Origin of the sequence: Citrobacter freundii complex sp. CFNIH9, from assembly GCF_002903305.1 — a bacterium.
GTDB classification, from domain to species: Bacteria; Pseudomonadota; Gammaproteobacteria; order Enterobacterales; family Enterobacteriaceae; genus Citrobacter; species Citrobacter portucalensis.
Genome location: NZ_CP026238.1, coordinates 2,207,537 through 2,232,320, shown reverse-complemented (window position 1 = coordinate 2,232,320; position 24,784 = coordinate 2,207,537). Strand labels below are relative to the sequence as shown.

The 24,784-nt window shown below is 48.2% G+C and carries 23 protein-coding genes, 2 tRNA genes and 1 pseudogene; 14 read left to right on the top strand and 12 right to left on the bottom strand.

Translation table 11 applies throughout. The features are described 5' to 3' along the window. Positions 1–184: 184 nt before the first annotated feature. Together C2U43_RS30050 and C2U43_RS11270 are read right to left on the bottom strand one after the other, a co-directional pair. A complete protein-coding gene (locus tag C2U43_RS30050; protein WP_327004355.1) occupies positions 185–370 on the bottom strand; it encodes a hypothetical protein in 186 nt (61 codons plus the stop codon). Further along, positions 352–1,332, bottom strand: coding sequence for an IS5-like element ISKpn26 family transposase (locus C2U43_RS11270; protein ID WP_000019450.1), 981 nt, complete (start codon positions 1,330–1,332; stop codon positions 352–354). The genes C2U43_RS30050 and C2U43_RS11270 overlap by 19 nt, the downstream gene beginning before the upstream one ends. 235 nt (positions 1,333–1,567) lie before the next feature. On the opposite strand from C2U43_RS11270, the gene C2U43_RS11265 reads away from it, so the two are divergent. Both C2U43_RS11265 and C2U43_RS11260 read left to right on the top strand, forming a co-directional pair. Next, on the top strand, positions 1,568–2,062 hold the full coding sequence (locus tag C2U43_RS11265; RefSeq protein ID WP_003832739.1) for a molybdopterin-dependent oxidoreductase: 495 nt from the start codon (positions 1,568–1,570) through the stop codon (positions 2,060–2,062). Positions 2,063–2,079: 17 nt separating this feature from the next. Then, positions 2,080–4,008, top strand: coding sequence for a putative bifunctional diguanylate cyclase/phosphodiesterase (locus C2U43_RS11260; protein WP_103285141.1), 1,929 nt, complete (start codon positions 2,080–2,082; stop codon positions 4,006–4,008). A gap of 12 nt (positions 4,009–4,020) precedes the next feature. Here the strand turns inward: C2U43_RS11260 and C2U43_RS11255 are convergent, their stop codons facing one another. Further along, a complete protein-coding gene (locus C2U43_RS11255; RefSeq protein ID WP_103285140.1) occupies positions 4,021–4,980 on the bottom strand; it encodes a YbgA family protein in 960 nt (319 codons plus the stop codon). Positions 4,981–5,300: 320 nt separating this feature from the next. Here C2U43_RS11255 and C2U43_RS11250 point away from each other — a divergent pair, with 320 nt between their 5' ends. From C2U43_RS11250 to trpS, 4 genes are all read left to right on the top strand, one after another. Next, positions 5,301–5,666, top strand: coding sequence for a VOC family protein (locus C2U43_RS11250; RefSeq protein ID WP_103285139.1), 366 nt, complete (start codon positions 5,301–5,303; stop codon positions 5,664–5,666). Between the two features lie 299 nt (positions 5,667–5,965). Further along, a complete protein-coding gene (locus C2U43_RS11245; RefSeq protein ID WP_003832733.1) occupies positions 5,966–7,075 on the top strand; it encodes an AI-2E family transporter in 1,110 nt (369 codons plus the stop codon). Between the two features lie 119 nt (positions 7,076–7,194). Beyond that, positions 7,195–8,979 (top strand): diguanylate cyclase, encoded by a 1,785-nt coding sequence (locus C2U43_RS11240; RefSeq protein ID WP_103285138.1) that lies wholly within the window; start codon positions 7,195–7,197, stop codon positions 8,977–8,979. Positions 8,980–9,194: 215 nt separating this feature from the next. Then, a complete protein-coding gene (gene trpS / locus C2U43_RS11235) occupies positions 9,195–10,199 on the top strand; it encodes a tryptophan--tRNA ligase (RefSeq protein WP_103285137.1) in 1,005 nt (334 codons plus the stop codon). Between the two features lie 109 nt (positions 10,200–10,308). Here trpS and C2U43_RS11230 read toward each other — a convergent pair whose 3' ends face one another. From C2U43_RS11230 to C2U43_RS11215, 4 genes and pseudogenes are all read right to left on the bottom strand, one after another. Then, a complete protein-coding gene (locus C2U43_RS11230; protein WP_103285136.1) occupies positions 10,309–11,352 on the bottom strand; it encodes a ParB/Srx family N-terminal domain-containing protein in 1,044 nt (347 codons plus the stop codon). Between the two features lie 155 nt (positions 11,353–11,507). Then, positions 11,508–13,202, bottom strand: a pseudogene (locus tag C2U43_RS11225) (NAD-dependent malic enzyme). Positions 13,203–13,242: 40 nt separating this feature from the next. Next, positions 13,243–14,625: a C4-dicarboxylate transporter DcuC gene (dcuC, locus tag C2U43_RS11220; protein WP_103285135.1), complete on the bottom strand. Its 1,383-nt coding sequence runs from the start codon at positions 14,623–14,625 to the stop codon at positions 13,243–13,245. Positions 14,626–14,739: 114 nt separating this feature from the next. Further along, entirely contained in the window at positions 14,740–15,882 is a 1,143-nt protein-coding gene (locus C2U43_RS11215) for a M20 family metallopeptidase (RefSeq protein ID WP_048235450.1), read from the bottom strand. A gap of 114 nt (positions 15,883–15,996) precedes the next feature. Between C2U43_RS11215 and C2U43_RS11210 the strand changes: the two genes are divergently transcribed. Then, positions 15,997–16,917: a LysR family transcriptional regulator gene (locus tag C2U43_RS11210; protein WP_103285134.1), complete on the top strand. Its 921-nt coding sequence runs from the start codon at positions 15,997–15,999 to the stop codon at positions 16,915–16,917. Between the two features lie 390 nt (positions 16,918–17,307). Here the strand turns inward: C2U43_RS11210 and C2U43_RS11205 are convergent, their stop codons facing one another. Next, positions 17,308–17,649, bottom strand: coding sequence for a DHCW motif cupin fold protein (locus C2U43_RS11205; protein ID WP_048226653.1), 342 nt, complete (start codon positions 17,647–17,649; stop codon positions 17,308–17,310). 226 nt (positions 17,650–17,875) lie between these two features. Beyond that, complete coding sequence (locus C2U43_RS11200) at positions 17,876–18,466, bottom strand: GNAT family N-acetyltransferase (RefSeq protein ID WP_057067255.1); 591 nt, start codon at positions 18,464–18,466, stop codon at positions 17,876–17,878. Positions 18,467–18,679: 213 nt separating this feature from the next. Here C2U43_RS11200 and C2U43_RS30045 point away from each other — a divergent pair, with 213 nt between their 5' ends. From C2U43_RS30045 to C2U43_RS11165, 7 genes are all read left to right on the top strand, one after another. Further along, entirely contained in the window at positions 18,680–18,862 is a 183-nt protein-coding gene (locus C2U43_RS30045; RefSeq protein WP_128611921.1) for a GNAT family N-acetyltransferase, read from the top strand. Between the two features lie 161 nt (positions 18,863–19,023). Next, a complete protein-coding gene (locus C2U43_RS11195) occupies positions 19,024–19,356 on the top strand; it encodes an EmrE family multidrug efflux SMR transporter (RefSeq protein WP_063941528.1) in 333 nt (110 codons plus the stop codon). A 33-nt stretch (positions 19,357–19,389) separates the two neighbouring features. Continuing rightward, positions 19,390–19,938: a GNAT family N-acetyltransferase gene (locus tag C2U43_RS11190; RefSeq protein WP_103285133.1), complete on the top strand. Its 549-nt coding sequence runs from the start codon at positions 19,390–19,392 to the stop codon at positions 19,936–19,938. A gap of 168 nt (positions 19,939–20,106) precedes the next feature. Then, a complete protein-coding gene (locus C2U43_RS11185) occupies positions 20,107–20,589 on the top strand; it encodes a glutathione peroxidase (protein WP_071446924.1) in 483 nt (160 codons plus the stop codon). A gap of 199 nt (positions 20,590–20,788) precedes the next feature. Beyond that, positions 20,789–20,865, top strand: a tRNA-Val gene (locus tag C2U43_RS11175). 4 nt (positions 20,866–20,869) lie between these two features. Then, positions 20,870–20,946 (top strand) — tRNA-Val (locus C2U43_RS11170). A gap of 186 nt (positions 20,947–21,132) precedes the next feature. Then, complete coding sequence (locus tag C2U43_RS11165; protein ID WP_103285132.1) at positions 21,133–21,855, top strand: substrate-binding domain-containing protein; 723 nt, start codon at positions 21,133–21,135, stop codon at positions 21,853–21,855. Here the strand turns inward: C2U43_RS11165 and C2U43_RS11160 are convergent. Genes C2U43_RS11160 through C2U43_RS11150 form a run of 3 tightly spaced genes read right to left on the bottom strand, consistent with a single transcriptional unit; the run spans position 21,842 to position 24,637 of the window. Then, a complete protein-coding gene (locus tag C2U43_RS11160; RefSeq protein ID WP_103285131.1) occupies positions 21,842–22,594 on the bottom strand; it encodes an ABC transporter ATP-binding protein in 753 nt (250 codons plus the stop codon). The two genes, C2U43_RS11165 and C2U43_RS11160, sit on opposite strands and share 14 nt — an antisense overlap. Continuing rightward, entirely contained in the window at positions 22,591–23,595 is a 1,005-nt protein-coding gene (locus C2U43_RS11155) for a FecCD family ABC transporter permease (RefSeq protein WP_003832715.1), read from the bottom strand. The genes C2U43_RS11160 and C2U43_RS11155 overlap by 4 nt, the downstream gene beginning before the upstream one ends. Further along, entirely contained in the window at positions 23,582–24,637 is a 1,056-nt protein-coding gene (locus tag C2U43_RS11150) for an ABC transporter substrate-binding protein (protein ID WP_103285130.1), read from the bottom strand. The genes C2U43_RS11155 and C2U43_RS11150 overlap by 14 nt, the downstream gene beginning before the upstream one ends. Positions 24,638–24,784 lie beyond the last annotated feature (147 nt).

Here is a 24,784-nt window from a genome sequence, read left to right as displayed (position 1 = left end):
CCTTGATTACCGACACGAAGCGCTCCCGCTCCACTAAAGGCGGCTTCGTGCCCGATATAGTTACCCACCAGTAAACAACCAAATCCAGCTGCAGTGAAAAAAATTAACCTTTATTTTCGTGCGCATTTATTGGCACTGAGTAAATAGATGATTTATTTTTGTACATACATAGTGAAATTTAGCTTTACTCAAATAACACACTAGGGAAGGTGCGAATAAGCAGGTCATTTCTTCCCAAGCTGACTCGCTGATTAAAATTTCGCGGATCTGGGCCGATTTTTTTCCCGCAAACACATCGAATCAGCCTATTTAGGCTATTTTTTCCACCATTTCTGGCGTTATTTCCGGTTTTTACTGAGATCTCTCCCACTGACGTATCATTTGGTCCACCCGAAACAGGTTGGCCAGGGTGAATAACATCGCCAGTTGGTTATCGTTTTTCAGCAGCCCTTTGTATCTGGCTTTCACGAAGCCGAACTGCCGCTTGATGATGCGAAACGGGTGCTCCACCCTGGCACGGATGCTGGCTTTCATGTATTCGATGTTGATGGCCGTTTTGTTCTTGCGCGGATGCTGCTTCAAGGTTTTTACCCTGCCGGGACGCTCGGCGATCAGCCAGTCCACATCCACCTCGGCCAGCTCCTCGCGCTGTGGCGCTCCTTGGTAGCCGGCATCGGCTGAGACAAATTGCTCCTCTCCATGAAGCAGATTACCCAGCTGATTGAGGTCATGCTCGTTGGCCGCGGTGGTGACTAGGCTGTGGGTCAGGCCACTCTTGGCATCGACACCAATGTGGGCCTTCATGCCAAAGTGCCACTGATTGCCTTTCTTGGTCTGATGCATCTCCGGATCGCGTTGCTGCTCTTTGTTCTTGGTAGAGCTGGGTGCCTCAATGATGGTGGCATCCACCAAAGTGCCTTGGGTCATCATGACGCCTGCTTCGGCCAGCCAGCGATTGATGGTCTTGAACAATTGACGGGCCAGTTGATGCTGCTCGAGCAGGTGGCGGAAATTCATGATGGTGGTGCGATCCGGCAGGGCGCTATCCAGGGATAATCGGGCAAACAGGCGCATGGAGGCGATTTCGTACAGGGCATCTTCCATGGCACCGTCGCTCAGGTTGTACCAATGCTGCATGCAGTGAATACGCAGCATGGTCTCCAGCGGATAGGGCCGTCGGCCATTGCCCGCCTTGGGATAAAACGGCTCGATGACAGCGGTCATATTCTGCCATGGCAGAATCTGCTCCATGCGGGAGAGGAAAATCTCTTTTCGGGTCTGACGGCGCTTAGTGCTGAATTCACTATCGGCGAAGGTGAGTTGATGGCTCATGATGTCCCTCTGGGATGCGCTCCGGATGAATATGATGATCTCATATCAGGAACTTGTTCGCACCTTCCCTAGCATTTTAATGCACCACAGCAGAACAGGTAGCAACTAACTAACTGATTTAAAAGAGTTAAAAAACTATTGAAGTTATTACGCCAATAATACCCATGCAATATATATAAATAGCGTGATATCTAAATTATAATTCTTTAACATCCGGCTGATTGGTGAGGTAAGAATGCGATTAATGGTCATGTTGGTAAGCTTTGTACTCTCCACCCAGCTATGGGCAGGTGAACTTTCCAGGCCCACCGGTAAAGTGCTTTTAACGCTGTCGGGTAATATTGAAAATACAAATGCAGACGGGAAAGCCGTTTTTGATACCGCCAGCCTTGAGAAGCTGGGCATGGTCAGTTTCCAGACCACCTCCCCCTGGTATAATGGGCGCACTACCTTTACGGGTATTCCGCTACAAAAGCTCATGGATTATGTCGGGGCGAACGGCTCTGTTGTTAAGGTCACTGCACTCAATGACTACACCACTGTTATCCCTCTTAGTGATTTCAAAAAATACAATGCTATCCTTGCGTTAAAAATCAACGGAAAATATATGCGCATCCGTGACAAAGGCCCGTTATTCATTGTGTACCCCTATGACAGCATGCCAGAATTGAATAATCAGATTTATTATTCAAGGTCTGCATGGCAGGTCAGTAGTATGGATATTGAGTAAGCGTTCAGAGGAACATCATGAACAGAATACTGGCTGGCATCATCTTTTTTCTTTTTATATCTACCGGGTATATCTCTTTCCTCGTGCATGAACGGCAACAAGAGTTACAGAAACTGACTCACTACACCGATTCCTGGTCTGCTGCTCAGCTGGTATCACAATATTATCGATTTGAATCGTTGCTTGGTCTTTACACTATCGATGATACGATGAATCTCGATGATGTACGCATGCGCCTCGACATTATGCTTAGCCAGAGTGATTTGATAAAAGAAGGTGACCTGGGGCGCTACATCGAAAGCAATATAGCTCACCGTGAACTGGCGGTAAAACTTGAAAATACCCTTAGTTTTCTGGATGTTAATCTAGAAAAAATGAACCGTTCAGCACTCCAGGCTTATCTGAAAAAAATGCATACTCTGGATGCGCCACTGGGCCGTCTTTCATCTGGTGCGTTAAACAAAGATGTTAACTCGATCAATAACGCCAACCAAAAAATTCAGACGCTGTACTATATTTATTCTGCAACCTCTGTGCTGCTGATAATACTGAGTGCGATTCTGGGCGTGCTCATTTTCTATCAAAACAGAAATATTCTACGGGCGCACCTGCAGGTCAAGAGTCTTGCCGAAGAACTGCAGAAATCTAAAGAAAAACTGCAAATGCAGAATGCTAAACTAGAATATGACGTCTACCATGACTCTCTTACCGAGATGAATAACCGTCAGCTATTCTGGAGCGATTTAAATAACACAATTGAGAGAGCAGAAAAAAATCACGATTCTGTGACTGTGATGTTGTTTGATTTAGATCGATTCAAAGAGGTAAATGATACGTATGGTCATGATGCCGGTGATATGTTGCTACGCCAGATATCAGACCGACTGGTTTCGATGAGCCTTACCTCGGATACGCTGTATCGCCTGGGTGGAGATGAATTTGCGTTTCTCTCAAGCGGCCTGACAGAAAGCCACGCCGTTTCGCGCGCCCAGAAAATATGTGAATTTATCAGCCAGCCCTACACTATTTATAACACGATTATCAACATAACCACCTGTGTTGGCATTGTTATCTCAGACACTGAACGTCGTTCCGACTATCTTTATAAATTTGCCGATCTGGCCCTTTATGAAGCCAAAGGTGAAGGCTCTGGTAAGATAAAAGTCTTCCGACAACGAATGTTAGAAAAGCTACAAGAAAGCAGAACGCTTGAGCATGATATGGCATTGGCAATAGTGAACAAAGAATTCGTGGTTTATTATCAGCCCATTGTTGACTCCTTCAGCCAGGAAATTTATAGCTATGAAGCCCTAATTCGTTGGCTCCATCCTCTAAAGGGCCTCCTGTCGCCGGATAACTTTATTCCTGTTGCTGAAAAAACCGGAATGATTAATGAGATGGGGAAAGCTGTGCTTGAAATTGCCTGCCGGGAAGCGGCTTGTTGGGCGGTTCCGGCTAAAATTTCAGTGAATGTCTCTCCTGTCCAGCTAAGCAGCAAAGCCTTTGTCGGTATCGTACTGTCTATTCTGAAAGAAACTGGACTCCCAGCCGATCGTCTTGAACTGGAAGTAACAGAATCCTCTCTCTTCACTGAGAGTACGACGCCGATGAATACACTTAATAAACTCAGAGCCATGGGTGTAAAAATCTCCATCGATGATTTTGGTACCGGATATTCTTCCCTTTCGCGCCTGAGCAGGCTTGCCTTCGATAAAATTAAAATAGACAAGTCGTTTGTCCATTCAATATCCACACAGGAAGATGCGCTTAATATCATCAAACTGATCACCGGCATGGCGAAATCCCTCAATATGAAGGCTGTTGCTGAAGGTGTTGAAACGCAGGAACAACTAAAAAGCCTTCAGGCGCTGGGCTGCGATTTCGCCCAAGGATATCTGTTTGGTAAACCTCAGCCTTGTATCGATGAGAAAATCAGAAACGGTTGAATCGCTCTCAGACTATTTGATCATCAACCGTAGCGCTAAATCATTCGGATAAGGATCAAAATAGTTCTGGGTAAGCAGATAGCTGTCTGGGTATTCAGCCAGATAGTGCTTGAGTAGCGTCAGAGGCGCCAATATTGGCAGCAGCCCACCGCTATAGTTGAGGATAACGTCACGTAACTCTCCGCGCTGGCGGGTGTTCAACTGTTCGCGGAAGTAGCCCTGGATATGCATCAGTACGTTGGTGTGATTTTTCCGTGAGGCGGGCTTTTTGAGGATCGTCATGAGCTTTTCACGATAGACAACAAAAAAAGCCTCCAAATCATCCCACTGGTGAAGCGAGGCAACGAATGGGCCGATTTCCCGGTAACCGGCCTGGTGATGAGCCAGAAGCTGGAGCTTATAGCGACTGTGAAAGTTGAGTAAGCCATGGCGAGTAAGACCATTGGCCCGCAACCTGTTAAGCTCATGCAATGCGAACACGCGTTCGACAAAGTTCTCCCTCAGCACTGGATCGTGCAAGCGGCCATCTTCTTCGACTGGCAACCACGGGTAGGTTTCCATTAACGCGCCAGTAAACAGACCAGTCCCTTCTTTTCGCCCACGATTTCCCTTCTCGTCATACATTCTCACTCTTTCCATACCGCAACTCGGTGATTTAGCACAGACGATAAAACCCGAGAGGCCACCAAGTCCCTGAAGATATGAGTTGGTGAAATCGGACATTTTATCGGTTACATCCTCACCAGGCTCATGGCTAAAACAGATGCGGACATTCCCTTGGGCGGTTTGAACCAGACGCAACGCGGGACGTGGTACAGGCAAACCGATGGACATCTCTGGGCAGACAGGTTTGAAAGTCACCCACTGAGCCAGTTCGTCCATCACAAACCCCATCCGTTTATGCCCACCGTCGAATCGCACGGCTGAACCAGTTAAACATCCACTAATCCCGATGACAGGCTGAGTGTTCATAGCGCCCCCCTCGTTAATTGACGCCCCTTTTCGGGAAAAAATGACGGTTTCACTATTAAATCATAGCGTAAGTTATCTGCTGTGAGTTGAACTGATAGATGCAAGTGTAAGTATCCCCCATAATCGTGCCATTCCTAATGAATATTTAGGCGGGATACAAACCAGGCAATCAAAGAATCCAATTAAAACAGCAAAGGCAGGTACTGTAGATATATAGATCTCTAAATTGATGTTCATCACATTGACAGGTTCTTACGTGAATGCGACTTCAATCTCTTTATATACTCTTTATTTGTTCATATCTTCATGAGGAATAAAGAATGTTCGATCATGTGAAAATCGGTGTAAGTGATTACGAAAAAAGTAAAATTTTCTTTCTCAACGCGCTTCAGCCGCTTGGCGTAGAACTCATCGATGAAGGCACACCAAGCTACGGTGTTGAAATGGGTTCCGATAATGTTTCACTTTGTCTGTTCCAGACGAATGACAAGCCGGCTCCTCTGCATCTGGCGTTTGTCGCAAAAACCCGGCAGCAAGTTGATGAATTTTACAATGCTGCTTTGCGCACGGGAGCCCAGGATAACGGAGCACCTGGCTTACGTTCCTATAGCGAAAACTACTATGCCGCATTTGTCATTGCACCTGATGGCCATAATATTGAGGCGGTCTGCCATGCGCCGGACTGATTAAGGTGCAGTTTGGATATCGAAAAATTATTCGACGTTGATATTGAATCTGTCTGAAGAGCTGTAATAACGCTGCTTATTTGAACTCATAGCATAAGAGTATCGTTGAAAAGAAGGAATTCGTATATGTCTAAGATTAAGTTTGAACTGAGGCGAGGATAGCTCTCCCGCCAGTGAAGCAAGGACAATAAGAATGTAGCCTTAGTGCAACATCTTTATTCTAAATATCTGCAGCTAAAGTTGGTAAATCCCCTGAACGGTTCTATAGTCGGGACTGCTTCTCATTACAGGGTTCACTAATGCGATTTAACGGACTGACTAAAGGTTTCTTCATTTTCATACTTGCCCTCGTGACCTGGGCGTTCTTCGATGTATTGTCCCCCTACTTTTCCGCCATTTTGTGGGCCGCGATATTAACGACTATCTTTAACCCGGTAAAAAACAGACTGCGTAGCGCGCTTGGCGAACGCAACGGGCTGGCATCGTTAATTACCATCGTCATTATCTGTCTGATTGTCTTTATCCCGCTGATGGTAATCCTGTCATCGCTGGCCATTGAACTGAACGTGGTGTACACCAAACTGCAACAGAATGACACGCAGTTCCCGGAAGTCGTCACTTCTATTCTTTCGTACCTTCCTGATTGGGCCAGAGGATTTCTGGCAGAACACAATCTGGATGATGTCGCGCAGATCCAGAAAAAACTGTCCGATGTCGTGCTGCAAGGCGGGCAGTACCTTGCTGGCAGTGCATTTCTGATTGGGAAAGGGACATTCGGCTTTGCTATCAGTTTTGGCATCATGCTGTATCTGCTGTTCTTCTTACTGAAGGATGGACCGTATCTGGTGCGCCAGATTCTGGACTCATTACCCCTTTCTGATTTTGCCAAACAGCACCTGTTTGCCAAATTCGTCGGCGTGACGCGGGCAACCGTCAAGGGCACGGCGGTCGTCGCTTTGGTTCAGGGTATTCTTGGCGGCATCGCGTTTGCAATTGTGGATATCGACGGCAGCGTTCTGTGGGGGGCGTTGATGGCGTTTCTCTCGCTCGTGCCTGCCGTGGGCTCAGCGATCGTCTGGGTACCTGCAGCAATATTCCTGTTCGCCACCCACCAGCTATGGCAAGGGCTGTTTATCGTTGGCTTCTTCGTGATTATCGTTGGGCTGGTGGACAATATCCTGCGCCCGCTGCTGGTAGGTAAAGACACCAAAATGCCGGACTATCTGATTTTGATTACCACTCTCGGCGGCATGGAGATCTACGGCATTAACGGCTTTGTGATTGGCCCCCTGATTGCTGCACTATTCATAACCTGCTGGAACCTGTTTTCCGGGCGTGACCATGAAGGTAACGTGGAAGGAATCGACGAAGCCTTTATGGAAGAAGGAAAAAATCCTCCAGATTTATGATTGCAGGACGATAACAGAAGGCGGTTTCTGGACCGCCTTTTTTATTTTCACGCAAAATCATGCGTTTCCTATAATTGCAATCATGCGTATTCATTAATCGTCGCAGAAGGAACTAATCAGTGCGAATTGCCACAATCACCAACTGGGCCTATAGCGCGACGGTATGCCTGACCATCGCTTCAGGCGTTGTCATGCTGATGGCATCCAGCGCCGATAACACAGAACGCCAGGTGGTAGAACAGCGTTATCAGTTCGATCAACTTACCGAAGAAGTCGAACTCGATGCCTGGTCGCTGTCCGACCTGGCGCGCGACTATGTTATTGCAAAAGATCCTGAGGTGCTTAACGCCTACCGTCAGAAAGAAGCGACGCTGAAAGCTGTTGAGCATCGGCTGTCAAAGCTCAAAGACCTTGGGGCAACGGATGAAGAGCTGGCGCTATTGCACGAAGGGCTACAGATTGTTGATGCCCTGCAGGACGAGCAAGCTGCGGCGCTTGCCAGCGTCGCGCGCGCAGAAGAGTCGCAGGCTATTGCCCTGCTCTATGGGAAAAGCTATGAACAGGAACTGGAACGCGCCCAGGACCGGATAGATCATTTCCGCCAACTGCTCGATAACCGCGTACGTAATACGATTGAAGATGCAACCCAGTCATCCCGCATGCTGCGGACAGCCTCTGAAGTGATGGTCGGTCTGACAGCGCTGCTGTTTTTATTCGTTCTTGGTTTCATTTTAAAGCGTCGCGTCCTGCATCCCGTTGTACGGCTGAGCGATGTGGTTAACCGTCTGGCGTCGCAGGATTACGCCGTGGAAACGCCCAGCTTTAACCAGATAGATGAAATAGGCGATATGGCGCAGGCGATCCGGATATTTCGCGAGAACGGTCTGGCGCGTCAGAGACTTGAGAAAGAGCGAGATGCAGACTGGGCAATCCGCGATCTGCTGGCGCGTATGACGCAGCGTCTGCAAGGCTGCGAGAGTTTTGCCGATGTCATCAATGTGGCAGAGCTGTTTGCACCGAATATTGCTCCAGGTATTGCCGGGCGGCTTTACATACTGGACCAGGAACCCTGGCAAATGCGCTGTGTTGCACAATGGCTTTCTCCGCAGGGTAAAGCGGATGCGTTCCACCCGGACGAATGCTGGGCTGTGCGCCGCGGCCAGAGTCATCCTCCGGTACAAGGTGAACCCGATATCGCCTGCTACCATCTGCCAGAGTCATGCCAGCACCACACCCTGTGTGTTCCGCTGATTGCCCAGGGCGAAGCCATCGGTCTGCTCTCATTCCAGAACCTTAGCGATGATTCCGCCCCCTCCCGTGCATATCTGGAGCTGATGGCAGAAGCACTCGGCCTCGCATTAGCCAACCAGCGTCTGCGTGACGCCCTGCTGGAGAAAGCGCTCTACGATCCGCTAACCGGACTGCGCAACCGTCATCATCTTGAAGATACACTGCGTACCCAGATGAGCCAGGCAGTGCGTAACAAAGAACCGATCAGTTGCCTGATGATCGATATCGATCATTTTAAAAGTATTAATGACCGCTTTGGCCATGAGGCAGGCGATAGCGTAATCAAAAGTATCGCTGCGACTATTCAGCGCGTTGTCCACGACAGCGGCATGGCCTTCCGCTACGGCGGTGAAGAGTTTCTGGTACTGCTGGCCAATACGGATGAACAGGCCGCTAACCGCTTTGCTACGGAAATCTACAACGGCGTACGCGAACTGTCGCTGCGCTTTGGCGTTTCCGATATTGGACACGTGGATGTCTCTATAGGTGTCGCCAGTTACCCGCAGCATGCCCAGAGCGACAACCTGTTACGCGCCGCAGATGTCGCACTGTACCGCGCGAAAGAGTTAGGTCGTTCGCGCATTGTGAGCTTTGGCATGCTGGAAGCGAGCTGATAGGAGCCAGCACTTCGGGCATTGCTTTACCTCTACGCCAGGTGGTATGTTAATTGGATGAACACAAAACACGATATCAACGGTTTTAATCACAACCTGTGGTGGCTGCCTTCTTAAAGGCGGTCAGAATGTGTTTTCCTCATTTTAAATAACCGCCGAAAGGCGGTTATTTGCATTTAGAGACCCCTTTCGGTTTTATGACTAAGGAGTCTGACATGAACAATAAAACCATCATCCTCACTGGCGATCGTCCCACCGGCCCGCTGCATCTTGGCCATTATGTGGGGTCATTGCGCCAGCGCGCCACGCTGCAACACGATTATCAGCAGTTTATATTGGTGGCTGACCTACAAGGGTTAACCGATAACGGCAGCACACCGCAAAAGATCCGCAACAATATTCCCGAAGTACTTGCCGACTATCTTGCCGCAGGAATAGACCCGTCACTTACTACCATCTGTCTGCAATCGGCACTGCCTGCTCTCGCAGAGTTAACCGCGCTTTATATGAACATCGTCACCGTGGCTCGCGTGGAGCGTAATCCTACGGTCAAAAACGAAATTGCGCAGAAAGGGTTCGCTCGCTCGTTACCGGTTGGCTTTCTGGTTTATCCCATCAGTCAGGCGGCAGATATTACGGCCTTCAAAGCCGAAGTCGTTCCCGTCGGCGACGATCAGTTGCCAATGATTGAACAGACTAATGAGATAGTGCATAAGATGAATAGCCTGTTACCGGCCCCCGTCCTATTGCACTGCAAAGCGCTGCTGAGTGAAACCAGCCGCCTTCCAGGGATCGACGGAAATGCCAAAATGTCAAAATCGCTTGGTAACACATTGCTCCTGTCAGCCAGCGAAGAAACCATTCACCGCGCGGTCAGCGCAATGTACACCGACCCTAATCATCTGAAAGTGTCCGACCCAGGGCAAATAGACGGCAATATGGTATTCACTTACCTCGATGCTTTTCATCCGGATAAAGCAAAAGTGGCGGAAATGAAAGCGCATTACCAACAGGGGGGACTGGGTGATCGGACATGCAAAAACGAGCTGGAAGTGTGCTTGCAAGAACTCATCGCGCCAATGCGCGAGCGGCGTGCAACCTACATTCAGGATAAAGGCATGCTGATGGCGATGCTCAAAAAAGGAAGCGAGCAGGCGCACGAGATTACGCAGCAGACATTAAGAGAAGTGAAGCAAGGACTGGGTTTGCCGGTGTTCTGATATCGAGTTGCAACAGGAGCGATAAGTAACGATGACTCCCGTCTGAATGCCACCGCCGGGAGTTATCAGAAGCTGGCTCGCGTTTTATCGAAAAAATTTAGGATAAAAATCAATCTCCTTTAACCCGCTGAAAAATCTTGTCCCGATACGCATCAAGATGATGTTTTTGCAGATAACGTTCCACCTCCGTAGCCCATTGGGTTCCCTCACCGAGAGTAGCGCGGCTATGCGTTGACGCGTAAAGATATCGTCTGTCATAGAGACTAATCAGCGTCTGATTTACCGCATTGACACTGTAATTGGGGTTGTTAGCCAACTGCTTTTCCAGCGACTGAACGATACGCGCCTGATGGGCAGCATCGGCAGGATATTCCGTTTCATTAAGCTCGCTCAACACCAGAAATAAAGGGGGGATCTGCTCTTCAATCGCCGCCTGTAATCGATAATGCCCATCAAGGATCACATAAGATCCTAATCCGGCGATATACCAGACCAGTATCGGCGGCAACGTCCCCTCTCGGCATTTTTTACGCCACCATTTTAATCTCCCCGTATTGGGTTGAATGGCATAACGCCCCCGCAGCAAATAACCGCCCCACCACCAGTCAACCAATCTGACGTTTTCCGGCTGCGTCAGATCTGGGAAATCTTCAACGTACAGCGTCCATTGGCAGTTAATATTTTCAGTGCTTTCTGGCGCTGAGAAACGCCAGTTTTCTAACGCAACGGGTTGGGGACTGGAATAGCGCGATGAACATTGAATCGGTAACATCGGTCTTATCAACCAACGCTGCGGTGAGAGTAATGGTGTTGGCGCATTCATTAACTGACGAACAAAATACCGGCACCATTCGCCGATCCGCACCTGCTCGCCTTTGGCTTTTATCCGTTCAATATCTTCAGAAGTTACCGCAGGTAATATCTCCTGGCTCCGTGGATGATCTGCATTAAAAACCAGCCAAACGCCGGAATGATCTTCAAGCATTGAAGCCCAGAATAACGGCTCTCCGGCGAGCTGCAATGCCATACGCCCAAAATGGCCACTGAGCATTTCCATCGCTGGCTCAGTTCTTTGATTTTCTTTGACGGTCAGTTCCAACCCTTGCCACTGGTTATTACGATCAACCAGGTCTTTCCACCAATAATCTGTCATTGCCGCCTTCCCTGAGTAACGGGTTAATATCCCATGACCTTCGCCATCGGTCAGCAAGGGTGTCTTGCGTTGAGAATAAGATGCTTTGTGCCAAAATCCAACCTCCCTATCGATGAGTGGCGTCAATCCCCCTCCAGAGAGGGGGTTGATTAGCGTCAGTATGAGGTCCGTCTGTATTGACAATACTGCGGATGCCAAAAAATCTCGTCAATTTTGCCGAGTAATGATTCCTCCGGTATACGAATGGCTACGCCATCGCGTTGCGCTGCAATACCAACACTAAAGGCAATAGCTTTTGTTACTTCCTGAATATTATTTATATCCGGTAATAATGGAGAATCTTTATTGCTTTTCATTGGCGAAAAAGAGGCTAACGTTCGGCTTGCCGTTATTAACATATTATCTGTAATTCTTGTGGCGCGGCTTGCCAGACACCCTAGACCAATACCAGGGAAGATGTAAACATTATTACATTGTGCAACGGGATACTCCTTTCCTTTGTATATTACGGGATTAAATGGACTTCCCGTTGCAACAATGGCGTTTCCCTCTGTCCATTCAATAATATCTTCCGGCCTCGCCTCGACCCGTGAAGTTGGGTTGGATAACGGCATGATTATTGGGAGCTTACAGTACTTGTACATTTCCCTAATAATAGCTTCGCTAAACAAGCCTGGTTGGCCGGTAACACCTATCAACACCGTAGGATGCGCGTGACAAACAACATCCATCAGCGTCATTTTTTCGCTTTCCACACCCCAGCTTTCGACGATCGTTCGAGGCTGTGACAGTTGTCGCTGAAAAGGTGGAAGGTTTGCCTGGTCATCAGTCAACAATCCGAACCGATCCACCATATAAATTCTGGCGCGAGCTTCCACTTCAGACAAGCCTTCAGCGACCATCTGCTGAACAATATGCTCCGCAATACCGCAACCAGCCGATCCGGCCCCCAGAAATACAACTGTTTGCTCGCATAATGAACGACCGGAGACTGAGCTTGCCGCCATTAAACATCCTAGCGCGACGGCAGCAGTTCCCTGGATGTCGTCATTAAAACAGCACATCTCATCTCTGTATCGCTCCAGAAGAGGAAGTGCCGTTTGCTGAGCAAAATCCTCGAATTGCAGTAGGACCTCAGGCCATCGACGTTTAACCGCGTTTATGAACATATCCACAAACTCAAAATATTCTTCCCCGGTAATTCTTGGGTGACGTCATCCCATATAAAGAGGATCATTTAGCAGTTGAGAATTATTGGTTCCAACATCCAGCAGAATGGGTAATGTATTTGCCGGATTTATACCACCGCAGACGGTATACAAAGACAGTTTGCCGATTGGAATCCCCATGCCGCCAATACCTTGATCCCCAAGTCCCAGGATCCGTTCACCATCGGTGACGACGATGACACGAATATGCTGTTTCGTGGCATTGTGCAATATATCATCGATTTTATGGCGATCCGGCCATGCGATAAATAACCCTCTGGCCCTACGGTAAATATCAGAAAAATGTTCGCATGCATGGCCAACAACAGGTGTATAAATAATAGGTAGCATTTCTGCTAAATGTTTATTCACCAGATAATAGAATAGTGTTTCGTTAGTGTCCTGAATGTTCCTAAGGTAGATATGCTGTGCAATAGCAGACTTAAAATCGCTAAACTGGCGATATGCTCGATGGGATTGCTCTTCAATTGTTTCAACTGCATTGGGTAGCAATCCTTCCAGATTGAATATCACTCGTTCCTCTTCGCTAAAACCACTTCCTTTATTAAGAAGAGGAGATTCGAGTAGGACAGAACCTGAGTAAGGAATATAGAGTAAATTATCTACATTTTCATTTAACATAGTGTTCATCCAGATAAAAACCTTCCGTATTCGGTTACTATTACATACTGGAAATTAGCGTATTAGCGATTAGCATAGTTATGATTCCACCAAGTGCCGGAATGACCGTTCTGCGCACGATCATAAATGGGGAACACTCACCCGATTTACTGACGGCAATAATAATACCGGCTACAGGCGACATTGCGCGCCCCATCCCAGCCATCAGTTGCATCGGCAGAAGCATATGTACGGCGTTCATACCAAACTTTGTTGCAATAGACTGCGCCATACCGGCAAATGAAAAGAAGGCTGCAACCCCCGATCCTGTCAGTACAGCCGTTACCCCGACCAAACATGCCATTACAATCGTCATGCTGGTGAAACCAAAGCCAGCGTTATGTGTCGCATCGAGTAAATAATCCACTGCACCAATTTTTTGTAATCCCTGTGCGAAAATTTCGGCGCATACCAGTAATGAAACGATACTGGTAAACATACTCCCCATACCTTTAAAGAAGACTTGTACTCCTTTGCAGCACTCTTTAAAGTTTCGTTTTACACATAGCTCAAAAATAAAGGCGACAATAGTTCCGATAACCATTGCAGTCACGACATCTACTTTAATGGTATCAACAACCAACGGACTGAACACCAATACCAGAACGACAGGAAAAATGGGCAATAACCCGTAGAACTTAGGTGCTGGCGCGTCATCTTTTTCAGCAATCTCGGGGGGCACAGCACATTGTGACGCAACAACATGTCCATCTTTTTTGTCAAAATATTTCGCCGTAAAATAGATTAATATAGAAACGACAACCATCACCGCCGCAGCTACCGGCATCTGATAATGAGCAAAATACAGTGCTGTTTCCATGCCAGCATATTCAGCAGCTAAGTTCGCGGTGCCAACGGCCGGCCCAAGATCCATAAAGGCACACATGCCAATCATGGCCGCGGCAGCGGCCTTACTTACCCCAAGCCGAACCAAGACCGGGAAAAATGTCACCAGTAATAACATTGCAAGGCCCGCAGCACTGGAGATGGCAACATGGAGCAATTGCGCAAAAATGTAGCCGATGGCAAGGATCAGGTAAGGTGCTTTTAAAGCCTCCAGCGGCCGAATGCAGACATCAACCATGGCCTTTGAAGCTTTAATATGATCCATATAGCTGGCGAAACCACCGGCCGCCATAATAATCAAACCGATCCCTGCTACCTGCGTTGATAATGAACCTTTTACAAAAGCAAATATATCAATCCAGACAGATCCTGTGGATTTTGCATTTCCATATAAGATACTTTTTTCAGGGTAGAAAATGGCTGTAATTGTTAACAAGGAAAGCCCCGCTAACAGCAAAATAGTTTGCGGCTGGTAATTCTTAATAATTAACCAAGCCGCAACGACAGTAATAACTATCGCAATAATAAAAGCACTCATGGATATGTCCTGTTATTTATTCGTCAAGATATTAATAATCCATATAGCCACAGTGGTTACATGAGGATAACAAACAATAATGTCGTTGAGTGTGCATGATGTATTTAGCTAAAATTATGCCCCATCATCAGAATTAATATCGTTAAGCATCATTCCAGCAACCAGTGCGGTTCTGGTAACGATATTTTCGGGTAATATATGCTCATGGAGCGCATGGATACCGGCTCCTGTCGCACCAAGGCCATCTAATGTAGGAATACCTAACGCCGCGGTGAAGTTTCCATCACTACCACCTCCAGCCGATTTCGCGGTAATCGTAATGCCCAGTATTTCCGCAATCTTTTGCGCTTTTTCAAATAGCTGTTCGGAAGCTGAAGAACGTTCCATCGGTGGGCGAGTTTGCCCTCCTTCAATCCTGAGTTGGCTACCCTGCAAATGAGGTGTCAAACGGGTGATAGCATCATGGATCCGTGCAGCTTCTGACTGATTTTCCACTCTGGTATCAATTTCTAATTCGGCATAATCCGCGACGACATTGACCCTACTGCCACCCCGTACAATACCAACGTTAACGGTGGTACCGCGCTCAGGATCATTCAACTCTCGCAATTTGAGGATCTGAAAAGCCATTTCCTCAATAGCACTAACCCCCTCACCAGGATTATTGCCTGCATGCGCAGCAAGACCTGTGATAGCAATGCGGTAGCGGCCAGTGCCTTTACGGGCAATTTTTAAATCACCATGAGTTGTCGCCGGTTCCACAACCAATACTTGCTCAGATCCTGTAGCATTACGGATAATCCATTCCTTCGAACTTGGACTTCCGAGTTCTTCATCACTATTGCACAGGAAAACAATGCGCTTACCGCCGAGCTGCCCGCTCTCTTTTAACGCACGAACTGCCCAGATGGACTGAATCATCCCGGCTTTCATATCGAGGATCCCCGGGCCATACCATTTCCCCTCTTCTTCGCGAAGTGAGAGTACCCCTTTATCCCAGACCGTATCAAAATGCCCCAAAATTGTGGTTTGCGGGCCCTCTTTTCCCAGAACAAATTTTAACTGGTTACCGTAATGTGTCTGTTTTTCAGTTTCAGCCTGTATACCCAGACGCTTTTCGAAAATAGCTTTTAAAACGTCACCACAGTGGTCAACAGCAGCTTTATCAGTTGAAGGAGACTCAGCCAGTACCAAATCGCTGATATCTTCCATGATAAGGTCAGTATGTTTCTGTAAGTAATTAACAACGCTCTTCATTGCCACACTCTCCGCATAGGTATTTAGCATTAGTATGTGATGAATCCCGGTTGAAAAAGAATCAGGCTCCTATGCTATTATTGTTGCTTTCAGGTCAACAATAATGGCAAAAACATGACATTGAGCACCTATCCAGAAAAAGCGATCCGTTATTTATATATGGTCGGATTGTACGGTGGGATCCGCAGAGCCGCCGACATCCTTGGCTTTAACCCTTCGGTTGTCAGTCGCCAAATCTCTCTTCTGGAAAGAACAATACAGCTGCCATTATTGGAGAAAAGAGGACGTAACGTTGTCCTCACCGAGGCGGGAAGATTACTGGCTGATGACTACGCCATTACTCAACAAAAACGCAATGAACTTGAGCGGCAACTCAGCGATATGCGCCATATGCGTGGAGGGACCGTTACGCTGCGCGTTGGACAAGGGATGGTCCAGGAAATCATTACCCACGTCGTGAGCGATTTTGCCCAAATCTACCCGAATGTGTTTGTCGATATCACCTCTGGCAACATGGAAACATCGATGGAACTCATTGCAAGAGGTGAAGTGGATATGGCCGTAGGATTTGGTCCCGTTGGGCAACCGGCACTTAAACGGTATAGCTATAACCGGGGAGCCATTTGTGCCATTGTCAGGAAGGATCATGTTATTTCTGGTTTAAAGAAAGTAACGCTTCAGGAACTTTCCCGGCATCGCCTGATTGCTATGCATGACAATTTTGGGCTTCAGCGATATCTCACTGCGATGTTTCGCGATGAAGCGATTATGTTCAGGCCATCCTACTGCTGTAATCTGTTTACCAGCGCAATAGCCCTGTGCCGTGCGGGACTGGGGATTGCTTTTATGACAGAACAAACTGCTAATGCTAATGCTAATTCTTATCCTGGGGAATTGACGGCAATACCGATTGATCATCATATTGCCAGAGAGTGTCAGTGGCATGTATTGCGTAGCTCCGATCATCGTTTTACACCGGCTGCACATTACTTATGGAAGTTGCTGTGTAATTATTTAAGTGACTCCAGCACGTAGGAATGCAAAACATCACGCAGTTTAACAATCAGGTGCGACTCGCCCGGCGCACAGCCTGAGTAAATAGCATTCTGCAAAATTAACAAAAAATAATCATTTAAAAACTAAATAAACATATAAATCAGTATAATAAACAACTCCAGGGACAGTTGATAGCGGGTTATAGCAGCTATTGATGTGTCCCTTTGTATGTCCCTGCTCCTAAAGATGCCCCCAAAATCACGCTTCAAGTGGTGTAAAACTACTCCAAAACCACAAAGGTTATTCAAGCCTCTCATCATCTGTACTTATGGCCTTCAACTATTCAAATTTCACGTGAAAAACAGTACCTCCTCATACGACTGCTCAGTGCCAGGAGCGGACATCGCAAACGCAACAACGACGAATCCGTCAGTCCACAATAAAGAGTTTTGCTCCTGTCTCCGTTCTGGACTGATGTGGTTCTGCGTTATCACCAACCTGATAACTCATCCCCGCAGTTAAAGTGAATTTGCGGCCATCTGCGAGCAGTGTTTCGAGTTCTCCCTCCAGGCATAAAAGGACATGACCTTTACTGCACCAATGATCCGCAAGGTAGCCTGGGGTATATTCAACCATTCGCACACGGATTTGGTTCGGCTTGTGGCCAAAAAATTGTGTGCGCCAGTAGGCTATGCCTGTTTCCCCTGGATGTTCTGTTTTTTCGACTTCACCCCAGTTGGTGGTGCCAAAAGCAAATGCTTCGATATTCATTTTATGGCCTTCCGTCGTTAAGAATGATTTCTTGAGCTCAGGTTAGAATGAATTAACATAAGAAAAAATAATTATACATCAACACTTTATTTTCCATATGTAGTGACGAAGTCGAACCTGATTCAAGTTATATACCAATTTGAAGTGCTACATTAATGAAAATCCGCTGGTGTCGGTAACGACCGCTGTTCGCTCACAGCAGACCTTCTGTCCGCAAAACCTCGAGTTATTTCTCTTTCCTGTAGCTGGAAAGGCGGTGCTCAAGGTTGGTCCGAACCTGCGGCCACTCATCATCAATTATGCTGTACCGTATGGAAGTACGTTTTCGACCATCAGGCATAATTCGTTCATTTCTGATGATGCTTTCCTGGATCGCGCCAATACGGAGAATGGCAGCCTGCGAGCGCTCATTCAATACATCGGTCGTAAACTGAACGCGAACACACTTCAGTTGCTCAAAGGCGTACCGCAGCAATAACAGTTTACTCTCGGTATTTGCAGCTGTTTTTTGCCAGCTTTGTGAATACCAGGTGTGACCAATTTCGAGCTTTCGGTTTTCTCTATCAATCTTCCAGAAACGTGTTGATCCAATGACACGTTGATCGGACGAAAGCGTTACAGCAAACGGCATGACTGTGCCTTCGATCTGCCCCTTGAGGGCTTTCTGAATGTACAAATCTGCGGTATCAGCAGACGGAACCACCGTAAATGGCAGGGACCAGAGTTCCCCATCCGCTGCCGCATCAATCAATAGCTGAGCATCTGTCTCAAGCAGAGGACGGAGCGTGACAAGAGATCCTTGCAATGTAGGCGTCATATTTGTAACCTCACAATTATTTTGTGTCGATGGATTGAGCTGCATAATCCTGTACTGAATGAATTACTATGCCCCGTTTGCATTGAATAATCGACTCATCAAGAGTCGATTATCTGCTCACTGCTCATGATGGTAACTTGTCCACTCCGTGCCAGTAATGGACTTCCCTCTTTTGTTAAACAACGATGTTGAAACGAAACCGTTTCATGATAAATCTATAAATGTAATGAGGCGATTAAAAGAGGGCTGAAACAGTTAACCTTGACCTCAACACCAAACGCGCAAACTTTCTACGAAAAGCATGGTTTTATGTTTATCAAGGAAACGACATCCCCATCAAGACTTGCCCAAACAGATCTGCGTTGTATGGATATGTCCATCGCATTATCAGCCTGAGTTTTCTTTTGCTCTTGGCAGGAGAACTCACCAACGGAAATCTAATCGCTATGAGTTCAGTACGGCAGCTTCGAGGTCTTGGGCGGATAACTCCTGTGTTCAAACTCACCCACCCCTTTGTGATACGATATTTGCTTTAAATTGTCATATGGGGTCAGATTTTGAATTCATACATTTTCCTTGCCGGGGCCATCGTAGCTGAAGTCATAGGTACAACCCTGATGAAGTTCTCTGACGGATTCACACGCCTATGGCCATCTGTAGCAACTATTGTGTGCTACTGCACAGCCTTTTATCTTCTCTCCCAAACTCTGTCGACCATTCCAACGGGTATTGCGTACGCAATTTGGTCAGGTGCTGGAATCGTATTAATCAGTCTTTTGGGCTGGTTGGTAAGTGGGCAAAAGCTAGATTTTCCGGCGATCGCAGGTATGCTTCTTATTTGTGCTGGGGTTCTGGTTATTAATATTTTTTCAAAATCCTCCCCACATTGATCCTCTTATCTTGATCGAGTAGGAAAAGTGCATATGAAAATACCAATACTCCATACGGAACGCTTGCTGTTAAAACCATTAGAAGCCAAAGATGCCTCGCAGATTCAGGTGCTTTATCCCCGCTGGGAGATAGTTCGTTATATGGTCTCCTCAGTACCCTGGCCCTATCCTGATAACGGTGCGGAGAATTACGTCAATAACGTTGCCCTGCCTGATATGGATAAAGGGATTGCGTGGATCTGGACTATCAGACTCCGTGAGGCCCCTGACGCTCTCATAGGTTTAATTTGCCTTTATGACGTTGAGGATAATAACCGTGGATTTTGGTTAGCTCCGGAATATCAGGGGCAGGGTTTTATGCGTGAGGCCAGTAATGTCGCTACGGATTACTGGTTTAATACGTTAAATAAGACGGTATTGCGTGCGCCGAAAGCCTCTCTCAATATCCGTTCCAAACGTATTTCAGACAGTAGCGGCATGCGGCTTATCAAGACGGAAAAGAAAGAGTATGTCAGCGGTTTGCTGGATTCTGAACTTTGGGAAATCACGCGCGACGAATGGAACGCTCGTCAGGTTGGTTAATATAAATTATGGAATGTCCATAACCGAACCGCAGAGAATTTCTATTTTTGCCCTGCACCAATGGCAAGTTTAATAATCCTGCAGTTGCGATCATAATAAATAGATACGCAGCTAAGCCTGCCACTCGCGGGCAACATGAGTAATGCTATCTTATTTGAGGATTCTGGCATGGCCCCCTTTCATCAACTGACTGCCACCAGTTTGCATGGCCAGCCCATCTGTATGGCCGACTACGCTGGCAAACTGGTTCTGGTGGTTAATACCGCCAGCCATTGTGGTTTCACTCCACAATATGCAGGCCTCGAAGCGCTCTACAAGAAGTACGCCGCGCAGGGTCTGGTGGTGCTTGGTTTTCCCTGCAACCAGTTCGGTAACCAGGAGCCCGGTGGAGCCGACGAAATCGCGCAAACCTGTCACATCAACTACGGTGTGAGCTTCCCGATGTTTGAGAAAGTGGAAGTCAACGGTGCCGCTACGCACCCGGTATTTCGTTACCTGAAAGACGAATTACCCGGCGTGCTGGGTGGGCGGATCAAGTGGAATTTTACTAAGTTCCTGATCGGGCGTGACGGCAAGCCGCTTAAGCGATTTGCCCCCTTCACTACCCCAGAGAAAATAGAAACCACCATCCTTACATTGCTTAAAGTCTGAGCGCCTCTGTAATTCAAACCGTCCCTGGTATGCCCCAGTTCGCTGTCTGAATAAAAAACACGCTGCAAAATCAACAAAATATAATCAACTTGCTTAATTACTCTGCAATCGCGTGAGATCAGGAAGAAAAATGCTATTTCCCTCTTGCCTCATTCGGTCTGTGCCGCTAATATTCGTCCCCGTTGTCACCTACAACGTTGCGTTCATAGCTCAGTTGGTTAGAGCACCACCTTGACATGGTGGGGGTCGTTGGTTCGAGTCCAATTGAACGCACCATTTTGCGTCCGTAGCTCAGTTGGTTAGAGCACCACCTTGACATGGTGGGGGTCGGTGGTTCGAGTCCACTCGGACGCACCAAATCATATCCCTTTGATTTGGTGCTATTTCACTTCAAAACTATTTTTTTATCTTCAGTTTGTATCCGTCAGTTTTATCATTTCCTTTGATGATTCAATAGCACTGCGCTAAATCATTCTAAATTCCATGCTCAACGCGTATCATTCACCTTCTTCGCATAATGTCATTCGCCAGAGATCGGATACCATGCCCTCTTCCATATTCCTGTTAGCCGCAGGCAGTTTGCGCCCTGCATTTACGCCACTGATAAGCCAGTTCACGCGCATGAGTGGAATAGACGTTAATATTGAATATGGTCCGGCCGGTTTATTGCGTGAGCGTATTGAAGCGGGAGAACCGTGTGCGCTCTTTGCCTCGGCCAACAGGGAACATCCGCAAAACCTGTTAGCACGTAATATAGCCGTCTCTACGCACACTTTTTGCTGGAACAAACTGAGCCTTGTCAGCAACCGAACCGGTGTCTGGCTGGATTTACTCCGCGACCCAACGCTGCGACCAGGTACATCAACGCCCGGCTGCGACCCTTCCGGAGACTATACCTGGGCATTTTTCGACAATATGGATGTACTGGAACCAGGACTCGGGCAACAGCTTCGGACGCGCGCAATCCCGCTGGTGGGTGGTCGTGATACGGTAAAAATCCCGCAAGGAGAACTGGCGAGCGCCTGGATCCTGCGCCAGGGACTGGCCGATCTGTTTATCGGTTACGCGCATTACGCACACGCGCTGCGCGCAATGCCCGACGTACATTACGTGGCTATTCCCGATGAGCACAATATTCGCTGCGAATACCAACTGGCGGTGCTTGATGCTTCCAATGAAGTCATGGCGCTGGTTGAATTCATACTCACCCGCAGCGGGCAGGAATTTCTTAGCGCCGCAGGATTCTTAACGCTTAACGACGAATAGAAAACAACGGTGCGATAAACGGCGTCTGGTAGTTCTCCACGCTGAGTTTTCTCAGCGTTAAGCCATAGGCCAGGAATAAATTCTCCTCCGTCACAATGCTGTTCGTGGGCCCTGCCCGCCATTTTCCTTCAGGGAGTAGCAGCAAAGTATGGGAAGCAACCTGTAACGCATGAAGCGGATCGTGAGTCGAAAAGAGAATACTGCATCCCTGTTGATGGGCCAGATCGCTGATGAGCTGCAGCACCACCTGCTGATTGGCGAGATCCAGCGCGGAACACGGTTCATCCAGTAACAGCGTTTGACACTCCGTCACCAAAGCCCGGGCAATCATCACCAACTGTTGCTGCCCGCCGGAAAGTGAGCCAAATGAGCTGGAGGCGAGATGCGCGATATTCAACTGCTCTAACGCCTGCATTGCTCTTTTTTGATCCTGCGGACTGGGTTGCGCAAACAGCTTCACGTGCTGTGCTCGCCCCATCAACACCACGTCGCTGACCGTGTACGGAAACGGCAGATGGCTATGCTGTGCCACAATCCCTATCCCACCGTTATTTTCAATATTCCCGCCTAAAGCAGGCAGCGTGCCGGTTAGCGTATCGAGCAGTGTACTTTTACCCAGGCCGTTGCGTCCCAGCACGGCCCAGATCTCACCTTTCTGGCAACAGAACGTTAGCGGCTCAAATAGCGGCGTACGATACCCATAAATAAGCTGATGTACACGCAGTGCGGCAGGTATCATGATTTCTCCCGACGGCTGGTACGAATGAGTAAGAAAGCAAACAACGGCGCGCCGAACAATGCGGTAATAATCCCCAACGGTATCTCCGCGTGCATCAGGGTGCGAGCAATATCGTCCACCACAATCATAAATCCGCCCCCCAACCAGAAGGCGCACGGTAGTAAACGACGATGATCAACCCCCACCAGCAAACGCGCCAGATGCGGAATCACTAATCCAACCCAGGCAATACTGCCGCTGACCGCCACCTGAGCCGCGACCAAAAATGCGCAGCACACCAAAACGCTGCGTCGCAGAGGAACCACCGCCACACCCAGTGCTCTGGCATCTTTGTCATTGAGCGACAACAGGTTTATCCGCCAGCGTAGCTGGTACAAAACCGTCGCGGCGATACCGACCGGGACCGCCAACAGCAGCACTTTATGCCAGTTGGCCGTCGCGAAGCTGCCCAGTAGCCAGAACACAATATTAGGTAACGTCTCTTCGGTATCAGCCTGATACTGGATCAGGCTCACCAGCGCGGCAAAAAAACCGCTCAAAATGATACCCGACAGGATCAATACCAGCGTATTCTCCAGCCCCTGTAACGCAGCAATGGCATACACCAGGATCAACGCTGTCAGACCAAAGAAAAACGTTGATCCCATCATCAGCCAGGGCGAAAGTCCGAGCAGGATGGCCAGTGTTCCACCAAAGGCCGCCCCCGACGTCACGCCGATAATATGCGGGTCGACCAGAGGGTTATGAAATACCCCTTGCAGCGTCGCGCCGCATAACCCAAGCGCGCCCCCCGCCAGCAGTGCCATCAGAATACGCGGTAGCCTGACCGTCCAGATAACCTGGCTGCCTATTCCCTCAGCGTCGCTATAGTGCGTCAGGTGGTAAAACACCTCGCTTAACGACAGAGGATACTGTCCGAGGCATAGCGAACTGACGCCCAGCAACAGGACCACAACGATTAAGAGCGGTTGCTGGGGCAAAATACGGTTACTTAGCTGCATCAGGCTGCCAGTTCACACGATAAAAACGTTGATAGTAGTCCTGGGCCTGCGCATCAACGTCCACGTTTTTATAGGCATCCGGATACAGTTTTTTGGCCATCCAAAGTTCACCGATCGCCAACGCTTCCGGCATCGGATAGCCCCAGGCTTTGGCATATTCAGGCATCAACCAGACGCGATGATTTTTCACCGCATCAATCCCCTGCCAGTTCGGATCGTTTTGGATCTCAGTTACCACCTGCGGATAGCGATCCTGGACAAAAATCACCTGCGGGTTCCACGCTAATACCTGCTCCAGCGCAACCTGACGGGCACCTTTCACACTGGCAGCCGCCACATTTAATCCCCCCGCGTGCTGCATCATCAGTCCCGTGTATTTCCCGGAGCCGTAAGTCATCAGATCGGGGTTAGCCATATAAATACGGACTTTTTGCGCATCCGGGATTTTTGCAACCGGCGCATTGAATTTTGCCCGCGCGGTAAAAACGTAGTCGATTAACGTTTCGGCCTGCGGTTTGCGCCCAACCACGTCCGCAATCAGGCGAATACCCTGCTTCAACCCTTCGTTGTAGACCTGCTCTTCATCGGCCATGGTCGGGTTCATTTTATTCTGTTGCCCGGTGGCATCCTTGCGTAATGAGATAGCCACGACCGGAATACCGGCGTTCTGAATCTGCTGGATCATTTCCGCGGGCGCATAGTTGGCGACAAAAACCACCTGCGGATGAATCGCCAACAGGCTTTCGATGTTCACGCTGGTGAGATCGCCCGGCGTCGGCAATGTAGTAATCGTCGGCATAAAGCGCGCAAATTCAGGCCCGAGCTGCTTTTTCCAGCTCGACATCACACCAACAATGTCCTGCCGGGCATTGAGCTGGACCAGAATATTCAACGTCTGGTGTTGCAGCACGACCACTTTGTCCACGTGGTCAGGAATCGTGACCTGTCGACCAAGCTGATCGGTGATCGTTCGGTCGGCCTGAGCAGAAAACGCAAACAACATGCTGGCGCAAACCAGCACAAAAGAGCGGAAAGTTAACATGGGATACCATCTGAATAGAGGAGTAAAAACGATATGCATTAAATTATATAACGAGAGGCCTGGCAAACCATTTTCATCATGAGCGCACCAAACCCCACATTTCAGAGGGGTAAAAATGGCGTGCAATCCTTATCACGCCTGTCTTTA

Bases quoted from the DNA above. Each gene is read 5' to 3' on its own strand.
- C2U43_RS11215 (WP_048235450.1), bottom strand. From the start codon at position 15,882: ATGAAGAGCGTTGTTAATTACTTACAGAAACATACTGACCTTATCATG.
- trpS (WP_103285137.1), top strand. From the start codon at position 9,195: ATGAACAATAAAACCATCATCCTCACTGGCGATCGTCCCACCGGCCCG.
- C2U43_RS11210 (WP_103285134.1), top strand. From the start codon at position 15,997: ATGACATTGAGCACCTATCCAGAAAAAGCGATCCGTTATTTATATATG.
- C2U43_RS11270 (WP_000019450.1), bottom strand. From the start codon at position 1,332: ATGAGCCATCAACTCACCTTCGCCGATAGTGAATTCAGCACTAAGCGC.
- C2U43_RS11245 (WP_003832733.1), top strand. From the start codon at position 5,966: ATGCGATTTAACGGACTGACTAAAGGTTTCTTCATTTTCATACTTGCC.
- C2U43_RS11230 (WP_103285136.1), bottom strand. From the start codon at position 11,352: ATGACAGATTATTGGTGGAAAGACCTGGTTGATCGTAATAACCAGTGG.
- C2U43_RS11200 (WP_057067255.1), bottom strand. From the start codon at position 18,466: ATGACGCCTACATTGCAAGGATCTCTTGTCACGCTCCGTCCTCTGCTT.
- dcuC (WP_103285135.1), bottom strand. From the start codon at position 14,625: ATGAGTGCTTTTATTATTGCGATAGTTATTACTGTCGTTGCGGCTTGG.
- C2U43_RS11165 (WP_103285132.1), top strand. From the start codon at position 21,133: ATGCCCTCTTCCATATTCCTGTTAGCCGCAGGCAGTTTGCGCCCTGCA.
- C2U43_RS11160 (WP_103285131.1), bottom strand. From the start codon at position 22,594: ATGATACCTGCCGCACTGCGTGTACATCAGCTTATTTATGGGTATCGT.
- C2U43_RS11255 (WP_103285140.1), bottom strand. From the start codon at position 4,980: ATGAACACTCAGCCTGTCATCGGGATTAGTGGATGTTTAACTGGTTCA.
- C2U43_RS11155 (WP_003832715.1), bottom strand. From the start codon at position 23,595: ATGCAGCTAAGTAACCGTATTTTGCCCCAGCAACCGCTCTTAATCGTT.
- C2U43_RS11150 (WP_103285130.1), bottom strand. From the start codon at position 24,637: ATGTTAACTTTCCGCTCTTTTGTGCTGGTTTGCGCCAGCATGTTGTTT.
- C2U43_RS11250 (WP_103285139.1), top strand. From the start codon at position 5,301: ATGTTCGATCATGTGAAAATCGGTGTAAGTGATTACGAAAAAAGTAAA.
- C2U43_RS11185 (WP_071446924.1), top strand. From the start codon at position 20,107: ATGGCCCCCTTTCATCAACTGACTGCCACCAGTTTGCATGGCCAGCCC.
- C2U43_RS11190 (WP_103285133.1), top strand. From the start codon at position 19,390: ATGAAAATACCAATACTCCATACGGAACGCTTGCTGTTAAAACCATTA.
- C2U43_RS11260 (WP_103285141.1), top strand. From the start codon at position 2,080: ATGAACAGAATACTGGCTGGCATCATCTTTTTTCTTTTTATATCTACC.
- C2U43_RS11205 (WP_048226653.1), bottom strand. From the start codon at position 17,649: ATGAATATCGAAGCATTTGCTTTTGGCACCACCAACTGGGGTGAAGTC.
- C2U43_RS11265 (WP_003832739.1), top strand. From the start codon at position 1,568: ATGCGATTAATGGTCATGTTGGTAAGCTTTGTACTCTCCACCCAGCTA.